Consider the following 14,448-nt stretch of genomic DNA (forward strand, 5'->3'; position numbering starts at 1 on the left):
TTAGCTCTTTTTAGGCATTACATAATCAATCCAGCCTTTCTTAACTTTTAATTCTCCTCCTTTTGAAATAACCTCATAACTTTTAAGAGCGTCTTCTATCGCAAACTGTGTTAATTTATTTACCTTCTTATAGTCTTTCTCTGAGATTTTAAGCAAGTTTTTCCCTTCAAATCCTTTAAGATCTTTTACTCGAGAAAAAACTGTCACTCCTTGCATTTTGGCCGCCCTCAAAATGGTATTTTGTTTGTCAATAGCAAACATCACGACTGTCCCTGCGCGAAACATACCCGTCCTTTTACCTATGGCTACTCTACCAAGAGACCTTAGTTCAGCATATTTTCTATTAAAATGTTTAATTTGCATAAAGCCAAATACACTCTGAATGAGCCATGCTAAACCCATCATAACTATCAAATGCCAAATCATGTATGTTCCCTCCCACCCTTTTTTCTTTATCAATGATCTAAAAACAATAGCGAAAGCGGTTACAAATAAGCCAACTTATCATACAAAATACTTTGAAAAAATAATTAACCCATGTATCTCTCGTTACAGCCAAACGCTTTCTCAACAGCTCGCCTTCAGCTAAATCATGTGACAAATCCTTTCACATCATTAGATCTATAGATGCTGTCCCCCTACAGAAGTCACCCTGTAGCCTTATTTAAAAACATCATTTTTTTCTTATTGAGAATTCAATTGTGACGTTCACTCATTTACTATCTCAATAAAATTTACTCACTTTTTTTAGTAGCTGAGATAATTCACCATAAGCAGCGGTAGAGGAAATGTCCGCTATTAATTGGTCATTATTGGCAAGTCGAATAATCTCATCGTAAACACTCACTAACTGGTTCTCAATGGCGTCATTTTGCTTTATTGGTAGACCTAACAAGAAAATTAGTTTTATTTCTTTTCCAGCCGATATAACTTTCTCTGGAAAAATTCCTAGTGCTAATTCAATATTATCTGAACATTCATGACTGGTATGTGGTAGAGCGATAAAGTTATCGAACACCATGGAGCCTTTTAATTCTCTTTCTTTTAAGCGTTGTTTAAAGCCACTATCTAAATACTTTTTTTCCACAAGTTCATCTACCATGTCATATAAATTCTGATGATAACCTTTTTTACCGTCCAGCTTGAAGAATTTATCTTTACTGATAAGATGGCTTAAAATAGATGGTTTAGGATTATCCGCTTTGGCATTAAAACGACGCATATAGGCGACTTCATCAATTTTTTTTGCAACTCTATGTTCATCAAAGATTTCATTGATCATAATGATAGAACTGTCTGTATCGACCTCTAACGTCACAGTGGAAAAGACGATATCGTACGCATTTAAGATAGCTTCTGTAACATCTCTTTCTGAATAAATATCTAGCTCCACATTGTCATTAAGCACGCGCTCTAGTTGATTGGTGACTAATTTAGCTGTCCCTCTTCCTGTGCCGCATACAACAGCTGCTTTTTTAATTTTTTTCATCTTCAGTTCACTCTGTGAAATAAACACTTCAAAATAAAAGGCAAGATAGCCTAATTCATCTTCTGAGACTTCTAATTCATACTCATTTTCAATAACTTGTCCTGCGATTTTAGCCATATTATAAGCAACTGGATATTTACTTTTAACATCTGCTAACATTGGATTATTGAGGCGTAAACCAAACATTAGTCGATTTAACATGAAAGATAAATGATATTGAAGGTCTTCGATAAAACAAGGATTTTCTTCTATTATTCGTTTGTTGAAACCAATTTGTTCAAAAATTAACTCTAACAGTTCTTTCACTTCGTCCGTTATTTTTATTTTTGTTGTGGTACGTTTATTTGTAGGCGTTCTCCTTCCTGCAATTGGTACAGTTAAAAATAGAATTTCATTTTCAGGGATATGAACTGGTAGTTTGTCTTCAAGAGCTTTAGCTATTTCTCTTCCAATTTGGTAATCGCTCGTATGAGAAAGTTTGCGTAAATTCTCGTTCACCTTAGAGAGCGAACGGTTTTTCAATAAACAATCTAGCATGACGATCACAAATTCTAGAAGACGTTTTTGACTAGCAGATTCAAAATCGTACTTAGTTGCGATCCGTGTGACTTCATCTACAACATCTTTATCTAACGGATATGAGCCATATAATAACTCATAAGCATTCTCTAAGATAAAAAAACGCAAATCTAATTCGTCGCCTATTAATTGCAACCCTGTATTTTGCTTCCCGTGAATCTTAAGATTATACGCATTCAAGGAAACAGATGCTTTTTTCAACTCATTAACAAGTGTCGTTCTGCCAATATTCATTTCGAAAGCGAGTTCATCTAATGTGTAAGTTTGATTATTTTCTATCAGTCGCTCGATAATAAAAGCGATCCGTTGTTTTGATGAATCGATAGTGTTTTTTCCTGATGTTAATTGGTGCATAACCGCCTTAAACGCCTCTTCATTTTCTATCACTAAGTGATAGCCTTTCCCTCTTTCGTTTTCTAGACTTGCTATTCCTTCCAATTCAATATTTAACGCTTTTATACAGTTTCTAACCGTTCGTGTTCCTACTTCTAACATGTCAGCTAAAAAATCTAGCGAGTTGTATTCCCTTTGCTTAGCAATTATTAGTATTTGAGCACTTCTATTATCTAGCATGATGTCAGGCATTATCTCACCTCATTTTTTCATGAATATCTAGACCTCTAGACATTCATTAAGGCATCTCTGACTGTCCTTTTAACCTCTCGATTTTCCACCAGATATATTGAAGGTTGTCCCTGTAATATAACTGGCCCGTTCAGAAGCTAAATAAGTAACCAGATCGCCAATTTCTGCAAGCTTACCTTCTCTTCTAAGGGGAATCGATTTACTATAGTCAGTAGATAGGCCATCAACTGTCGTTCCCCTGGTGTATGCAAGTGCTTTGTTATAGGTATCTGTTCTGAGCCCAGTTGTTTCCAAAATGCCTGGGGCGATACCTATGACACGGATGTTAAATTTCCCTAACTCTTTTGCCCAAGCACGTGTAAATGAAATGACAGCTCCCTTCGTTGCAGAGTAGCAACTTTGACCGGCTGATCCTTCTTGTCCAGCCTCAGATGTAATATTAATAATAACTCCTTTCCTTTGTTTTAGCATTACTTTTGTAGCTGATTGTGCAAATAAATATGGCCCTTTTTGATTAACTGCTACCATTAAGTCAAAGTCAGCTTCACTTAATTCATAATCTGGCCTTTCTCCTTTATCATCAACTAATAGTCTTGGTAAATTCACGCCTGCATTATTCACCAAAATATCAACCGTACCAAACCGTTTAACTGTTGTAGCCACTGTTCTCTCAACACTTTGCCGATCAGTCACATCACACTTTATAAAGAAAGACCCATCAGCTCGTGCACCTTCTTCTCCATTCACATCTGCCACAACGACCGTAACGCCATTACTTAATAGCTCCCTTGACACTTGGAGGCCAATACCTGACGCCCCCCCTGTTACGATGGCCACTTCCCCTTCTAAATTCAACCATGATTCTTTCATAGATGATTCCCTCCGATTCTTTTTCTCTTTAGGGCACTTTTTTCTAACTGCTTTTATTATAAAAAGTCGTCCACTTAAAATTAATACAGAGTTTTTCACACGAATGTGAAAAACTCTGTATTAATAACAAAACAATTAGAGGAACAAATCCTACATTTTTATAAAGTTAAGCTTCAATCAGTGGGAGTGGAGAGATCATGAGATTAATGTCCGTTAGCTCTCCTCTCTATTTTGAGCTTTGAGATTTACGCACGCTTACCTTAGAGTAGAAACGATTAATGAAGGCAGTGGATATTCTTTCTAGCATTTTAATTTACAACAGAAGAATCAAGATGACAACGTTCATTTAAACCTGTAACTATCTGATGACTTCAGAACAATCTAATTAAAAGACTCCCTTTAACCATTGCTAGTAGTTGACGACTACACTAAAAACCCGGTACTATAAACCGAAATACAGTACCAAGGAGTGAATCAGATGATAAATGATATCCAAATTGTTAAAGCTTCTGCCGAGTCAACGATTGGTGGCAAATTAAATATTATGGCGCTTTCGAGCATGGCCTCTACCATTGTCTGTTCAAACGATTTGACAATTAAAGAAGACACATTGATGAAAATGTGGCGGACACGAAATAACCGATTTAGTCATGAATTTGCGTATGAGGCGAAACAAGGTGTGAACACATTAGGGATTCTAACGTGCTACCCATCTCAGACTATGAATAAGTTGGCCTTTCCTACTCTATGGGAAATCATAAAAATTAGAGGGTTAAGTTTGGTACCGTATGCTTTAAAAAACCTTCGCTCGGTGTTTAGAATTTTAACATTAAAAGAAGTAGAGAACGGTGAATTTCACGTTGGTTCTATTGCAATGCTTCCTGAGAGTCGAGGGATGGGGATTGGAAAACAACTGTTATCCAAAGCAGAAGAACTTGCCATGAAAAAATCTCATTCTAAAATATCTCTTACAGTGAGAGAGGACAATGAAAAAGCACGACAACTATATGAGAAAATCGGGTATAAAGTGGTCAATAAACTAAATGGTGGACATGTTAATCTGTATCGTATGGTAAAGGACTTATGAGTAGATCAATTGATAAAAACATTTACTACACTATCCTTCGTCTCTTTTCAAAAAAAGGGCCAACATTTACAACAGATGACTTGGCCCGAGAATTATCCACGAGTAAACGTACCATTTACACTTTATTTAAAAATAAAAAAGATCTTATAAATAAAACAATTGACTTCATTTTTATCGATATCAAGAAAAGTGATCAGCTAATACTTACTAATAAATCTTTATCCTTAGAAGAAAAGGTGGATCAATTTTTCAAAAACATACCGACAATGTATAATGTCGGCCTCTTATTAAAACATGGAGATGACTTACGAAAATACGACCCTTCATTGTGGCAGAAAGTGAACAACCACCTGGACACTATTTGGGATGATTTATTTTTAGTTTTAGAGAAAGAGATAAGCCACTTACAGCTTATCATTTTAAAAACAATGTTAGATGAAACCTTGAGGCGTATACTTAACCAAGATTTTATTGATGAAAATAAAATAACATTTGAAGATACCATGCTTGAACTAGGACATGTCATTCTCTATGGATTTGTTAAAAATAAATAGTTTATTATCTAACATTAAGAGCCAGTACACTCAATTTGAGGTATTTGGCTTTTATATGGTCACAGCACCTCTTTTTCAAATAATCATTTAAAGTACTAGTGTTTAAAGTTGGTGACTTGTTTGTGCTAAAATTTCACTTGTGGCATTTAGTCACCTCTCAACCTAGAATAGAAAAAGTCAAGCTGACATTAATGACTACCTGATGAAAATTTAGAGTCAGCTTAATTTAGAAAGATCGTATGCTAGTATCTTCCGTTGGAGGTAAAAAGGAAAAAGAGGTAAATAAAACCTGAATAAAGCGAATTTTCTAAGAAATGTTATGTTACTTTATTAGCAAAACGCGATAAAGTATTGAAGAAAAATATGGATACTGCTAGTCTGAAATGTGTGAAAATACTCTAATACATTCAGGAGGTTTAGTTATGCACATTATACGACAAGCTCTTTTAGGACTTACTATTTTTGTACTAGTGTTTAATATCGCCATCACCTCTGACGTTCAAGCACAAGAAGCAGAAACAGCAAATATTGATTTTGATAAGCCGATTGTGCTCGTTCATGGAATAGGTGGAGCAGGTTACAATTTTTATAGTATTGAACGAAAATTAAGAAGTATTGGCTATAATAGAGCAGATATATATGCGATTGATTTTCGAGATCGTTCTGGTAATAATTTTAGAAATTCTCGTGAGTTAAGAGACTTTATTGAGACTATTCTTGAAAGTTATGATGTGGACGAAGTAAACATTATTGCTCACAGTATGGGAGGAGCAAACACGTTACGTTACCTGACGCAACTCGGTGGTGCAGATAACGTCGATAAAGTCATTACATTAGGAGGAGCCAATCGTTTGGGAGCCAGTTCAGTTCCGAATGGTGTAGATTTCACGTCCATCTATAGTAGTTCTGATCTCATCGTTGCTAATAGTTTGTCACGCATTAGCGGAGCGAACAACATTCATGTTATAGGTGTCACCCACCTTGGTCTTTTAAGTAATAACCGGGTGCAAAACTTGATTGTTGAAGCATTGGAAAATTAGTGTCTTTTAATCATCGTTTTTTCTCTACGAGCGCTTTCTTTGATAAGAAGGCGTTCTTATATATTCATAATTCTGCGAAGATTTAAATGCATTTATGCCGTATTATCCCCTTTTCTACTCTTTACAAACATATCTTTCACAATCCTCAAAACTATCTTTTACCCTCCTCCATTACAAAATAATTATCATTTATGGTTGAATGAATGTCACACTTGAATTCTCAACATGAATAAGCCTACATCCTCACTAAATTCACACCTAACTAAAGTGATTCTCAAAAAGATCTTTATATTCTCATTTATATATTAGAATGTCTTTATTAATTACGACAATATTTTCAGCAATTTTTCTCAATAAATCTATTTATTCGACACTCATATAACATAAACAAAGGCATACCTATTAACTTAATAATGAGCATAAACTGTGACATAAAGGAGAATATGTTGTATGTTTAAGTCATTCCAACGCCTACTGTTAAAGTGCCATCACCACTCAATGTTAATGTCTCTTCTTTATAGTATTTCTGTTCATAAGTCCATTTAATTTAATTATTTCTTCTTAATAGTTATTATTGCTTTCAATTCATTCTAGATTTTATTATAATAACAATATGAAAATAATTATTATATTCTAGAGTTTGAGTCTCTTATCTTTAGAAGTATAATAATTTACTATTTTAAAAATTATGTAAGGGGAGAGGAAAATATGGATTACAAAGACACTGACTTAGAAAAATGCCCGTTTCACGGAAGTACAACAAGCAATCAGCCTAAAGCTACCTCAAATAAAGACTGGTGGCCAAGTGCACTGAACTTGAATATTCTGCAACAGCACGATCTAAAACCAAATCCAATGGATGAAGACTTTGACTACACAGAAGAATTCCAAAAACTTGATTACTATGCACTGAAAGAAGACCTTAAAAAACTTATGACTGACAGCCAAGAGTGGTGGCCTGCTGATTATGGTCATTACGGACCATTTTTTATTCGTATGTCTTGGCACGCAGCTGGTACGTATCGAATTGGCGATGGCCGTGGTGGCGGTGGAAATGGGTCTCAACGCTTTGCACCCCTTAACAGCTGGCCTGACAATGCGAGCCTTGATAAAGCACGTCGATTACTATGGCCAATCAAACAGAAATACGGTAACAAAATATCTTGGGCTGACCTTCTCGTTCTAGCAGGTAATGTGGCAATTGAAGATATGGGAGGGCCAATTATCGGTTTTGGTGCTGGACGCCCTGATATTTGGCATCCAGAAGAAGACATTAATTGGGGTTCTGAAACAGAATGGCTTACTGGTGATAAGCGTTATTCAGGCGAACGTGAGCTTGAAAAACCGCTTGCTGCCGCAGAAATGGGACTTATTTATGTTAACCCTGAAGGTCCAGACGGTAAACCGGATCCAATTGCAGCTGCCCACGACATTCGTGCTACCTTTGCCCGCATGGGAATGAATGATGAAGAAACAGTGGCACTTATCGCAGGTGGACATACTTTTGGTAAGGCACACGGGGCTGGTGACGCTTCACATGTTAGTGCAGAGCCAGAAGCAGCTCCGATCGAATTACAAGGGTTAGCTTGGCAAAGCACATACGGTTCCGGTAAAGGACGAGATACTATCACAAGTGGGATTGAAGGTGCTTGGACTGCTAATCCAACTCAGTGGGATAATGGTTTCTTTGACTTATTATTTGAAAATGAGTGGTGGCTTACTAAAAGTCCAGCGGGAGCATGGCAGTGGCACATTGTAGACCCTGATGAGAAAGATCTTGCACCGGATGCCGAAGATCCTTCCAAAAAAGTACCAACGATGATGTTAACGACTGATTTAGCCTTGCGTCATGACCCAGAATATGAAAAAATCGCTCGTCGTTTCCACAAGAATCCAGATGAGTTTGCAGATGCCTTCGGTCGCGCATGGTTCAAATTATTGCACCGTGATATGGGACCTAAAGTAAGATATTTAGGACCTGAAGTACCAGAAGAAGATTTCATTTGGCAAGATCCTGTCCCAACAAGTCATTCTGATTTAACAGATAAAGATATTACGGCACTTAAAGAAAAAATCCTTGATTCAGGATTAACAGTGAGCGAGCTTGTGAAAACGGCTTGGGCGTCTGCAAGCACATTCCGTGCCTCTGACATGCGTGGTGGTGCCAATGGCGCACGCGTCCGTCTTGCCCCACAGAAAGATTGGGAGGCTAACGAGCCAGAGCAACTGGAAAAAGCGTTAACTGTGTTGGAAAATATCCAAAATCAGTTTGATAAAGAAGTGAGCTTGGCAGACCTCATCGTACTAGCTGGTAGTGCTGCAGTAGAAAAAGCTGCCCAAGATGCAGGTTTTGATGTAACAGTTCCATTCAATCCTGGTCGTGGCGATGCAACAGTAGAACAAACAGATGTAGAGAATTTTGAGGTACTTGAGCCTTATGCAGACGGCTTCCGCAACTATCAGAAGAAGCAATTCAGTGTAAGTCCAGAAGAACTTCTCGTTGATAAAGCTCAGTTATTGGATCTTACAGCACCAGAAATGACTGTTTTAATTGGTGGATTGCGTGTGCTTGGTGCTAACTATGGTGATACGAAGCACGGTGTCTTCACAAATCAAGTTGGAAGCCTTACGAACGATTTCTTTGTCAATCTTCTTGATATGGGAATTGAATGGAAAGCTGCAGGTGAAAACTTATATGAGGGACGAGACCGCAAAACAGGTGAAGTCGTTCGCACTGCAACAAGAGTGGATCTTGTGTTCGGCTCTAACGCTATCCTTCGTTCCCTTGCAGAAGTTTATGCGCAAGATGACAACAAAGAAAAATTTGTCCGTGACTTTATCGCAGCTTGGGTGAAAATAATGGATGCTGATCGTTTTGACTTAAGAGTTAACAAAAAAGCTGAATTAGCAGAAAATTAATTATCATAGATGAAACCACCGCTCCTTAGGACGGTGGTTTTTCTTATAATCAGATTCTTTCAATCATCTACTTGTCATGATCCCTTTTATATGAGAAATACGATTGGGTCTTATGTTATAAGAAACTTCAAGTGACCGAGCTCATTTCAGCAAGCTAAAACATTGAGAAATGATGGCGTCTCTACGATGGATAGTTTAGACTACGCTATCCGTTGAGACAAGTCCTTTTACAGAAGAAAATTTTTATGATGAAATGGGTTAAACTTAAAAGTTTTTACTTTTTTATAAAAACCTATTTACTTTCACGTTACGTCAAGGTGTAAAGTGACATTGTCAGGAGGTGATAAGATGGCATACACCATTAAAAAGCTCAGTACGCTGGCAGGAATAACCACGCGTACACTTCGATACTATGAAAGATTGGTCTTCTAAAGCCGGCTAGAACTAATTCATCTGGCTATCGACTATATGAGCAAGCTGAGGTGGACAAACTTCAACAAATTCTGTTTTATAAAGAGCTTGGTATGGAATTAGAACGAATCATAGCTATTCTTAATGATCCAACCTTTGATGCTACTCATGCATTAAAGGAACATCGCGTTAAGCTACTGGAAAAACGTGAGCAACTTGATGTGCTAATTGCTAATGTCACTAAAACACTCGATACGAAAGAAGGGAAAAAGATGATGTCCGATAACGAAAAATTTGATGGGTTTAAAAAGACCTTAATTGATGAGAATGAACAGGCATATGGAAAAGAAATACGAGAGAAATATGGAGATGATACAATTAATCAAGCAAATGCAAAGCTTCAACATATGACCGAGGAGGATTACGAAACAGTTACGAGCTTAGCAGAACACATTCATGAAACATTAGCAGAGGCGTTGCAATTAGGCGACCCCTCTAGTGACTTAGCACAAAAGGCCGCTGATTTGCATCGACAATGGCTATCTTTTTATTGGTCTGACTATAGTAAAGAAGCTCATGCTAGTTTGGCTCAAATGTATGTAGACGATGACCGTTTCAGAGCGTACTACGATAAAGAACAAGAAGGTATAGCAGAATTGCTTAGAGATGCCATTTACATCTATACTGGTATGAAAAAATAGAGATTGCATAAGAAAAGAATGGCGATAACAATTCGCCATTCTTTTCTTATGCAAACAAGTCTATCATCACGATTAGAAAGGCACAAATTTGCGTTTACATCATGATTTTTATAATTGCCGAACACAAATTTCAAACCAGAAGGCGTTTAGTTTCGTCTAACATAGGTGAGGAGGTGATATCTAGATGAACGAACTTGAGCAATGGGTGGCAAGAGCTGAAAATGACGTGGATGAAAGAGAACACATTATTGATCAGTTAATGCATGACTACGGCGATGCTATCTTGCACCTTGCGTATACATATGTTAAAAACCGCGCCACTGCAGAGGACTTAACACAAGAAATATTTATAAAGATTTATGAAAAATTGCCTCAGTTTAATCGAAAAGCCACCATCAAAACGTGGATTTATCGGATTGCTAGTAATCATTGTAAGGACTATTTGAGAAGTTGGCATTATCGTAAAATCACGATTAACAATAAAATATGGGATTATATACCCTGTCAATCACCATATGTTGAAGATGAGATTATGAGGAAAAGTGAAGGACATTCTTTAACCTATGCTGTCACAAATTTACCTATAAAATATAGAGAAATCGTCTTTCTTCATTACTATGAAGAGCTGCCTTTAGTAGAAATAAGCAAGATTACTAACGTCAATATGAATACAATCAAAACGAGATTAAAACGGGCAAAAGAATTATTAAAAGATAAGCTACTAAAGGAGGGGTTAAAGAATGCATGATCCATTTAATAATCTGAAACAGGTCATGAAAGAGACTGTTTTTAAAGACGTCTCCTTCTCAGATGAACGCAAAAACGCCGTGAAAGAAACGATTAACCAAAATCCGTCTCCCTTTCATTCTTGGAAGATTGAAACGATTATAGCTATATTGGTAGCCATTCAACATACACCTATGCACGGTTACGCTATTTCAACCCATCTTTTCCAGAAAAATGACCTTATTTTTCAAAATAAAGAAGGCGAGCTTTATACACTATTACATTTACTAGAGAACAAAAGCATTCTCACTTCAAAATGGGATGGGGATAAAAAATACTATACGTTAACGTCAAAAGGAAAAAAACATTTAGCTGGTTATAGACAAGATAACGTCAAACGAGACTTATCTCTTAAACAATTGATAGAGGAGGTGTCATTTTGAATTCTTCCAAATTTGAGGAGTTTTTAAATAAAGTCACATCCAAAGTGAAATCGAAGCAAGCTCATAGCCTCATAAAAAAAGAACTTACCCATCATCTCCAAGAACTAAGTCACTCCTTTCAAAAAAGTGACTCTACTAAAGAAGAGGCAGATGAAAAAGCCATAGAAGAAATGGGGAATCCATTTATCCTTGGTGAAAATTTAAATCATCTTCATAAGCCAAAAATAGATTGGGTCCTTACTAGTTTATTTGTCATTATAGGGGCTATTAGTTTTCTGCCGCTCATTGGTACTACTCATTCACTCCCAAACTACCATTTTATCGGGCGGCAAGTTATCTGGTATTTCCTTGCTGTTCTTGTCATCATTGGCTTCCTTTTCTTTGATTATAGAAAATTGAGGAATTTTTGGATGGGCTTTTATGTCAGTGGCGTAGGGATACTTTTGTATACGACTGTATTTGGTTACATGATGAATGGTGCTCAACGATGGCTGTCCATCGGAGCGATTATCATAGATGTGACACCCCTATCATTATGTCTATTTTTCCTCGCGTGGGCCGGTCTCTTTAGCAAGATTAACACATTTAACAGTTGGCCAAAACAGATGATAGTGATAGGCCTTTTTTGGATGCCCATTATTCTCTACATGGCACTTCCACACTTTATGATGAGTGTTATTTATTTTTTCTGTGTAGTAGCGATGTTTGCTTTTTCTCAGGTTCACAAAAGGCTAGCCCTTAAGTTAGTAGTAGCTAATATGATTATAGGGCTGGGCTTCCTTATGACATTGATCATTAATTTCCATAACAGTTATGTATTTACCAGACTAACTGCTTTTTTTAATCCTCATGACGCGGAGTTTAATTTTGTGGTAGACAAAATGAGAGACGTTCTTTCACAAGCAGGCTGGTTTGGTAACGGGCTTTTCAATGATAAGGATTTCTTCACATCAGCGCATACTGATTTTGCTTTTCCGTATCTCGTCTATTCGCTCGGCTGGATTTTTGGAATCGCCCTTTGTGGCATATTGTTATTATTTATTTTGCGCATCTCAAAAAATGCTTTTAAAACAAAAGACCTTTATGGGAGAACATTAGTCATTGGCGGTGCCGCATTATTTGCCGTTCCGGCTTGTTGGAACATTTTAATGGGATTTGGCATCGTACCTCTCATGGGCGTCTCCCTCCCGTTTATCAGTTATGGTGGAAGTATGCTACTCTGTTACTCAGCTATTCTAGGTCTTATTCTAAGCGTATTTCGGCAGAAAGATATTATAGAGCCTACAATAGAAGAAAATTTTAACTAAGGGGAAGGGCGAAAATTGGTGACTATAAAAATGGTTTAAATACGGGCAGTTTCATTTCCTTAAAACGTGGGAGGAAGTGTCCTCAAAAATCGGTATCTCACCGATTTTCGGGACACTTCCTTTATTACTAAATTATTGATTTTAGTAGATTCATATTAATCAATAATTCTCCAGTAAGCAGGCTTGACGCGATAATTATGATCAAAAACAAATGGTGCATCTATACCTACCCCATTATTGTACTCTCTTGCACGGTCATCAAGCCATGTATGATTATCAGCAATTCCCCAGAATGTCACACTGCTAATATCAGCGTCTAATTCTTCATATAGCTGGAATAGCTGATCATATCGGTCTGCTTGAGCTTGAAGAAGGTATTCCGGAATATCATCATAAGATGTGTATGCCCCTGTTGGTGGCCAGCCATAAAGGCTCATGTCCAACTCAGTTACCTGGTTGTCCAACCCTAAGCTAGTAAACTTGTCAAAGGAGGCTCTTGTATCTTCAAGTGAAGGCCAGCCAATTTGAATATGCGCCTGGTGTCCTACCCCGTCAATTGGTACTCCCTGGTCTAATAAGTCTTTGACAAGGTTGTAAAGGTCATCTCTCTTTGATGGAATTTCGGTGTTATAATCATTAATGTACAGCTTTGCATCTTCACCAGCATATTTTCTTGCTGTTTCAAAAGCAACCTTAATATAGTCTGTTCCCGTAATTTGATACCATTCCGAATTACGAAGTCCGCCGCCATCATCAATAACTTCATTCACCACATCCCATGATGTTACATCATCTTTATAACGTTCCACAACCGTTTTAATATGTGTTTCCATCCGCTCTAATAAAAGCTGTTTATTAGCTTCACGTTTCGCTGGATTTGTTTCATCTACCATACGATTACCGTCTTTATCGATGAAAAACCATTCAGGTACTTGGCTATGCCAAACGAGTGTGTGAAAACGAAGCTCCATGTTATGTTGTCGGGCAAAATTCACGATTCTGTCAGCGCCTCCCCAATTCCACTCACCTTCTCTCGGTTGGAGGGATACAGGTTTCATCGCATTTTCCGCTACAAGGCTATTATAATGATGCTCTAAAATCTGTGCTCTTCTTCCCTCTAAGTGCTCTGGTTCAACTGCTGCTCCAATATCAAATTGGCCATCATATCGCTCAGCAAGAGAAGCAACTTCCCACGCAAAAGGGCTATTATTGACTTGTCCATTCACACCTGCTTCCGGTCCTTCCTTAGCTGTTACGACACTACTCAAGCCACCTCCAACTAATAAAGGGATCGACAAACCCGCCACACAAAACACCTTAAAAGATTTTAACATCACAACTCCTCCTTCAAAAGAGTAAATTAAAAAGTATGACCTAAACGACACCTCCTTTAGGACATTTGGTGCAGTCGATAAAAAGAAAAGGCTTACATAAAAACGCAAAACACATAACTTTTTACCAACACCCCCATATTAAAGATATTATAACAAAAAATCCCTTAGTTTATCTAGTAATTTTTTGAATTTCTCTCTCTTTTTATAGTGAAAGTACGTAAAGTTGATAGTTTTAACCTCTCTATCTATTTCCCCCTAATAGGATTCTAGAAGGTAAAACGATATTTAGTATTCACTTGATTTGTTATCTCTAGAAGTGCCTATAACATATGAGCTTGTTTGGTGTGAATAACAATGCTCCACAGTGCCTTAAAATTAGTTATATCTAAACTTCTTTTCGCCA

The 14,448-nt window shown here is 37.2% G+C and carries 11 protein-coding genes and 1 pseudogene; 8 read left to right on the forward strand and 4 right to left on the reverse strand.

Features of this window, described 5'->3' with window-relative positions; genetic code table 11:
* From BK581_RS08170 to BK581_RS08180, 3 genes are all read right to left on the reverse strand, one after another.
* Complete coding sequence (locus BK581_RS08170; protein WP_078577711.1) at positions 1–426, reverse strand: transcriptional regulator GutM; 426 nt, start codon at positions 424–426, stop codon at positions 1–3.
* Positions 427–724: 298 nt separating this feature from the next.
* Positions 725–2,653 (reverse strand): BglG family transcription antiterminator, encoded by a 1,929-nt coding sequence (locus BK581_RS08175; RefSeq protein ID WP_078577712.1) that lies wholly within the window; start codon positions 2,651–2,653, stop codon positions 725–727.
* Positions 2,654–2,722: 69 nt separating this feature from the next.
* On the reverse strand, positions 2,723–3,523 hold the full coding sequence (locus BK581_RS08180; protein ID WP_078577713.1) for an SDR family oxidoreductase: 801 nt from the start codon (positions 3,521–3,523) through the stop codon (positions 2,723–2,725).
* 478 nt (positions 3,524–4,001) lie between these two features.
* On the opposite strand from BK581_RS08180, the gene BK581_RS08185 reads away from it, so the two are divergent.
* The 8 genes and pseudogenes from BK581_RS08185 (at position 4,002) to BK581_RS08220 (ending at position 12,711) form a co-directional block, all read left to right on the forward strand.
* A complete protein-coding gene (locus tag BK581_RS08185; RefSeq protein WP_245828954.1) occupies positions 4,002–4,610 on the forward strand; it encodes a GNAT family N-acetyltransferase in 609 nt (202 codons plus the stop codon).
* A complete protein-coding gene (locus BK581_RS08190) occupies positions 4,607–5,164 on the forward strand; it encodes a TetR/AcrR family transcriptional regulator (protein WP_078577714.1) in 558 nt (185 codons plus the stop codon). The genes BK581_RS08185 and BK581_RS08190 overlap by 4 nt, the downstream gene beginning before the upstream one ends.
* A gap of 422 nt (positions 5,165–5,586) precedes the next feature.
* The gene (locus BK581_RS08195) at positions 5,587–6,204 is read left to right on the forward strand and encodes an esterase/lipase family protein (RefSeq protein WP_078577715.1); all 618 of its coding nucleotides are present in this window, start codon (positions 5,587–5,589) and stop codon (positions 6,202–6,204) included.
* Between the two features lie 708 nt (positions 6,205–6,912).
* Positions 6,913–9,123, forward strand: a complete 2,211-nt coding sequence (gene katG, locus BK581_RS08200; RefSeq protein ID WP_078577716.1) for a catalase/peroxidase HPI — start codon at positions 6,913–6,915, stop codon at positions 9,121–9,123.
* A gap of 348 nt (positions 9,124–9,471) precedes the next feature.
* Positions 9,472–10,235 (forward strand): annotated as a pseudogene (locus tag BK581_RS08205) (MerR family transcriptional regulator).
* Positions 10,236–10,419: 184 nt separating this feature from the next.
* On the forward strand, positions 10,420–10,983 hold the full coding sequence (locus tag BK581_RS08210; protein ID WP_078577717.1) for a sigma-70 family RNA polymerase sigma factor: 564 nt from the start codon (positions 10,420–10,422) through the stop codon (positions 10,981–10,983).
* Positions 10,976–11,404 carry a PadR family transcriptional regulator gene (locus BK581_RS08215; protein ID WP_078577718.1) on the forward strand — a complete coding sequence of 143 codons (429 nt, stop codon included), beginning with the start codon at positions 10,976–10,978 and terminating at the stop codon, positions 11,402–11,404. The genes BK581_RS08210 and BK581_RS08215 overlap by 8 nt, the downstream gene beginning before the upstream one ends.
* Complete coding sequence (locus BK581_RS08220; RefSeq protein ID WP_078577719.1) at positions 11,401–12,711, forward strand: FtsW/RodA/SpoVE family cell cycle protein; 1,311 nt, start codon at positions 11,401–11,403, stop codon at positions 12,709–12,711. The genes BK581_RS08215 and BK581_RS08220 overlap by 4 nt, the downstream gene beginning before the upstream one ends.
* Positions 12,712–12,866: 155 nt before the next feature.
* Here the strand turns inward: BK581_RS08220 and BK581_RS08225 are convergent, their stop codons facing one another.
* Positions 12,867–14,045 carry an endo-1,4-beta-xylanase gene (locus BK581_RS08225; protein WP_078577720.1) on the reverse strand — a complete coding sequence of 393 codons (1,179 nt, stop codon included), beginning with the start codon at positions 14,043–14,045 and terminating at the stop codon, positions 12,867–12,869.
* Positions 14,046–14,448 lie beyond the last annotated feature (403 nt).

Source organism: Salipaludibacillus agaradhaerens (assembly GCF_002019735.1).
In the GTDB taxonomy this organism is placed as follows: domain Bacteria; phylum Bacillota; class Bacilli; order Bacillales; family Salisediminibacteriaceae; genus Salipaludibacillus; species Salipaludibacillus agaradhaerens.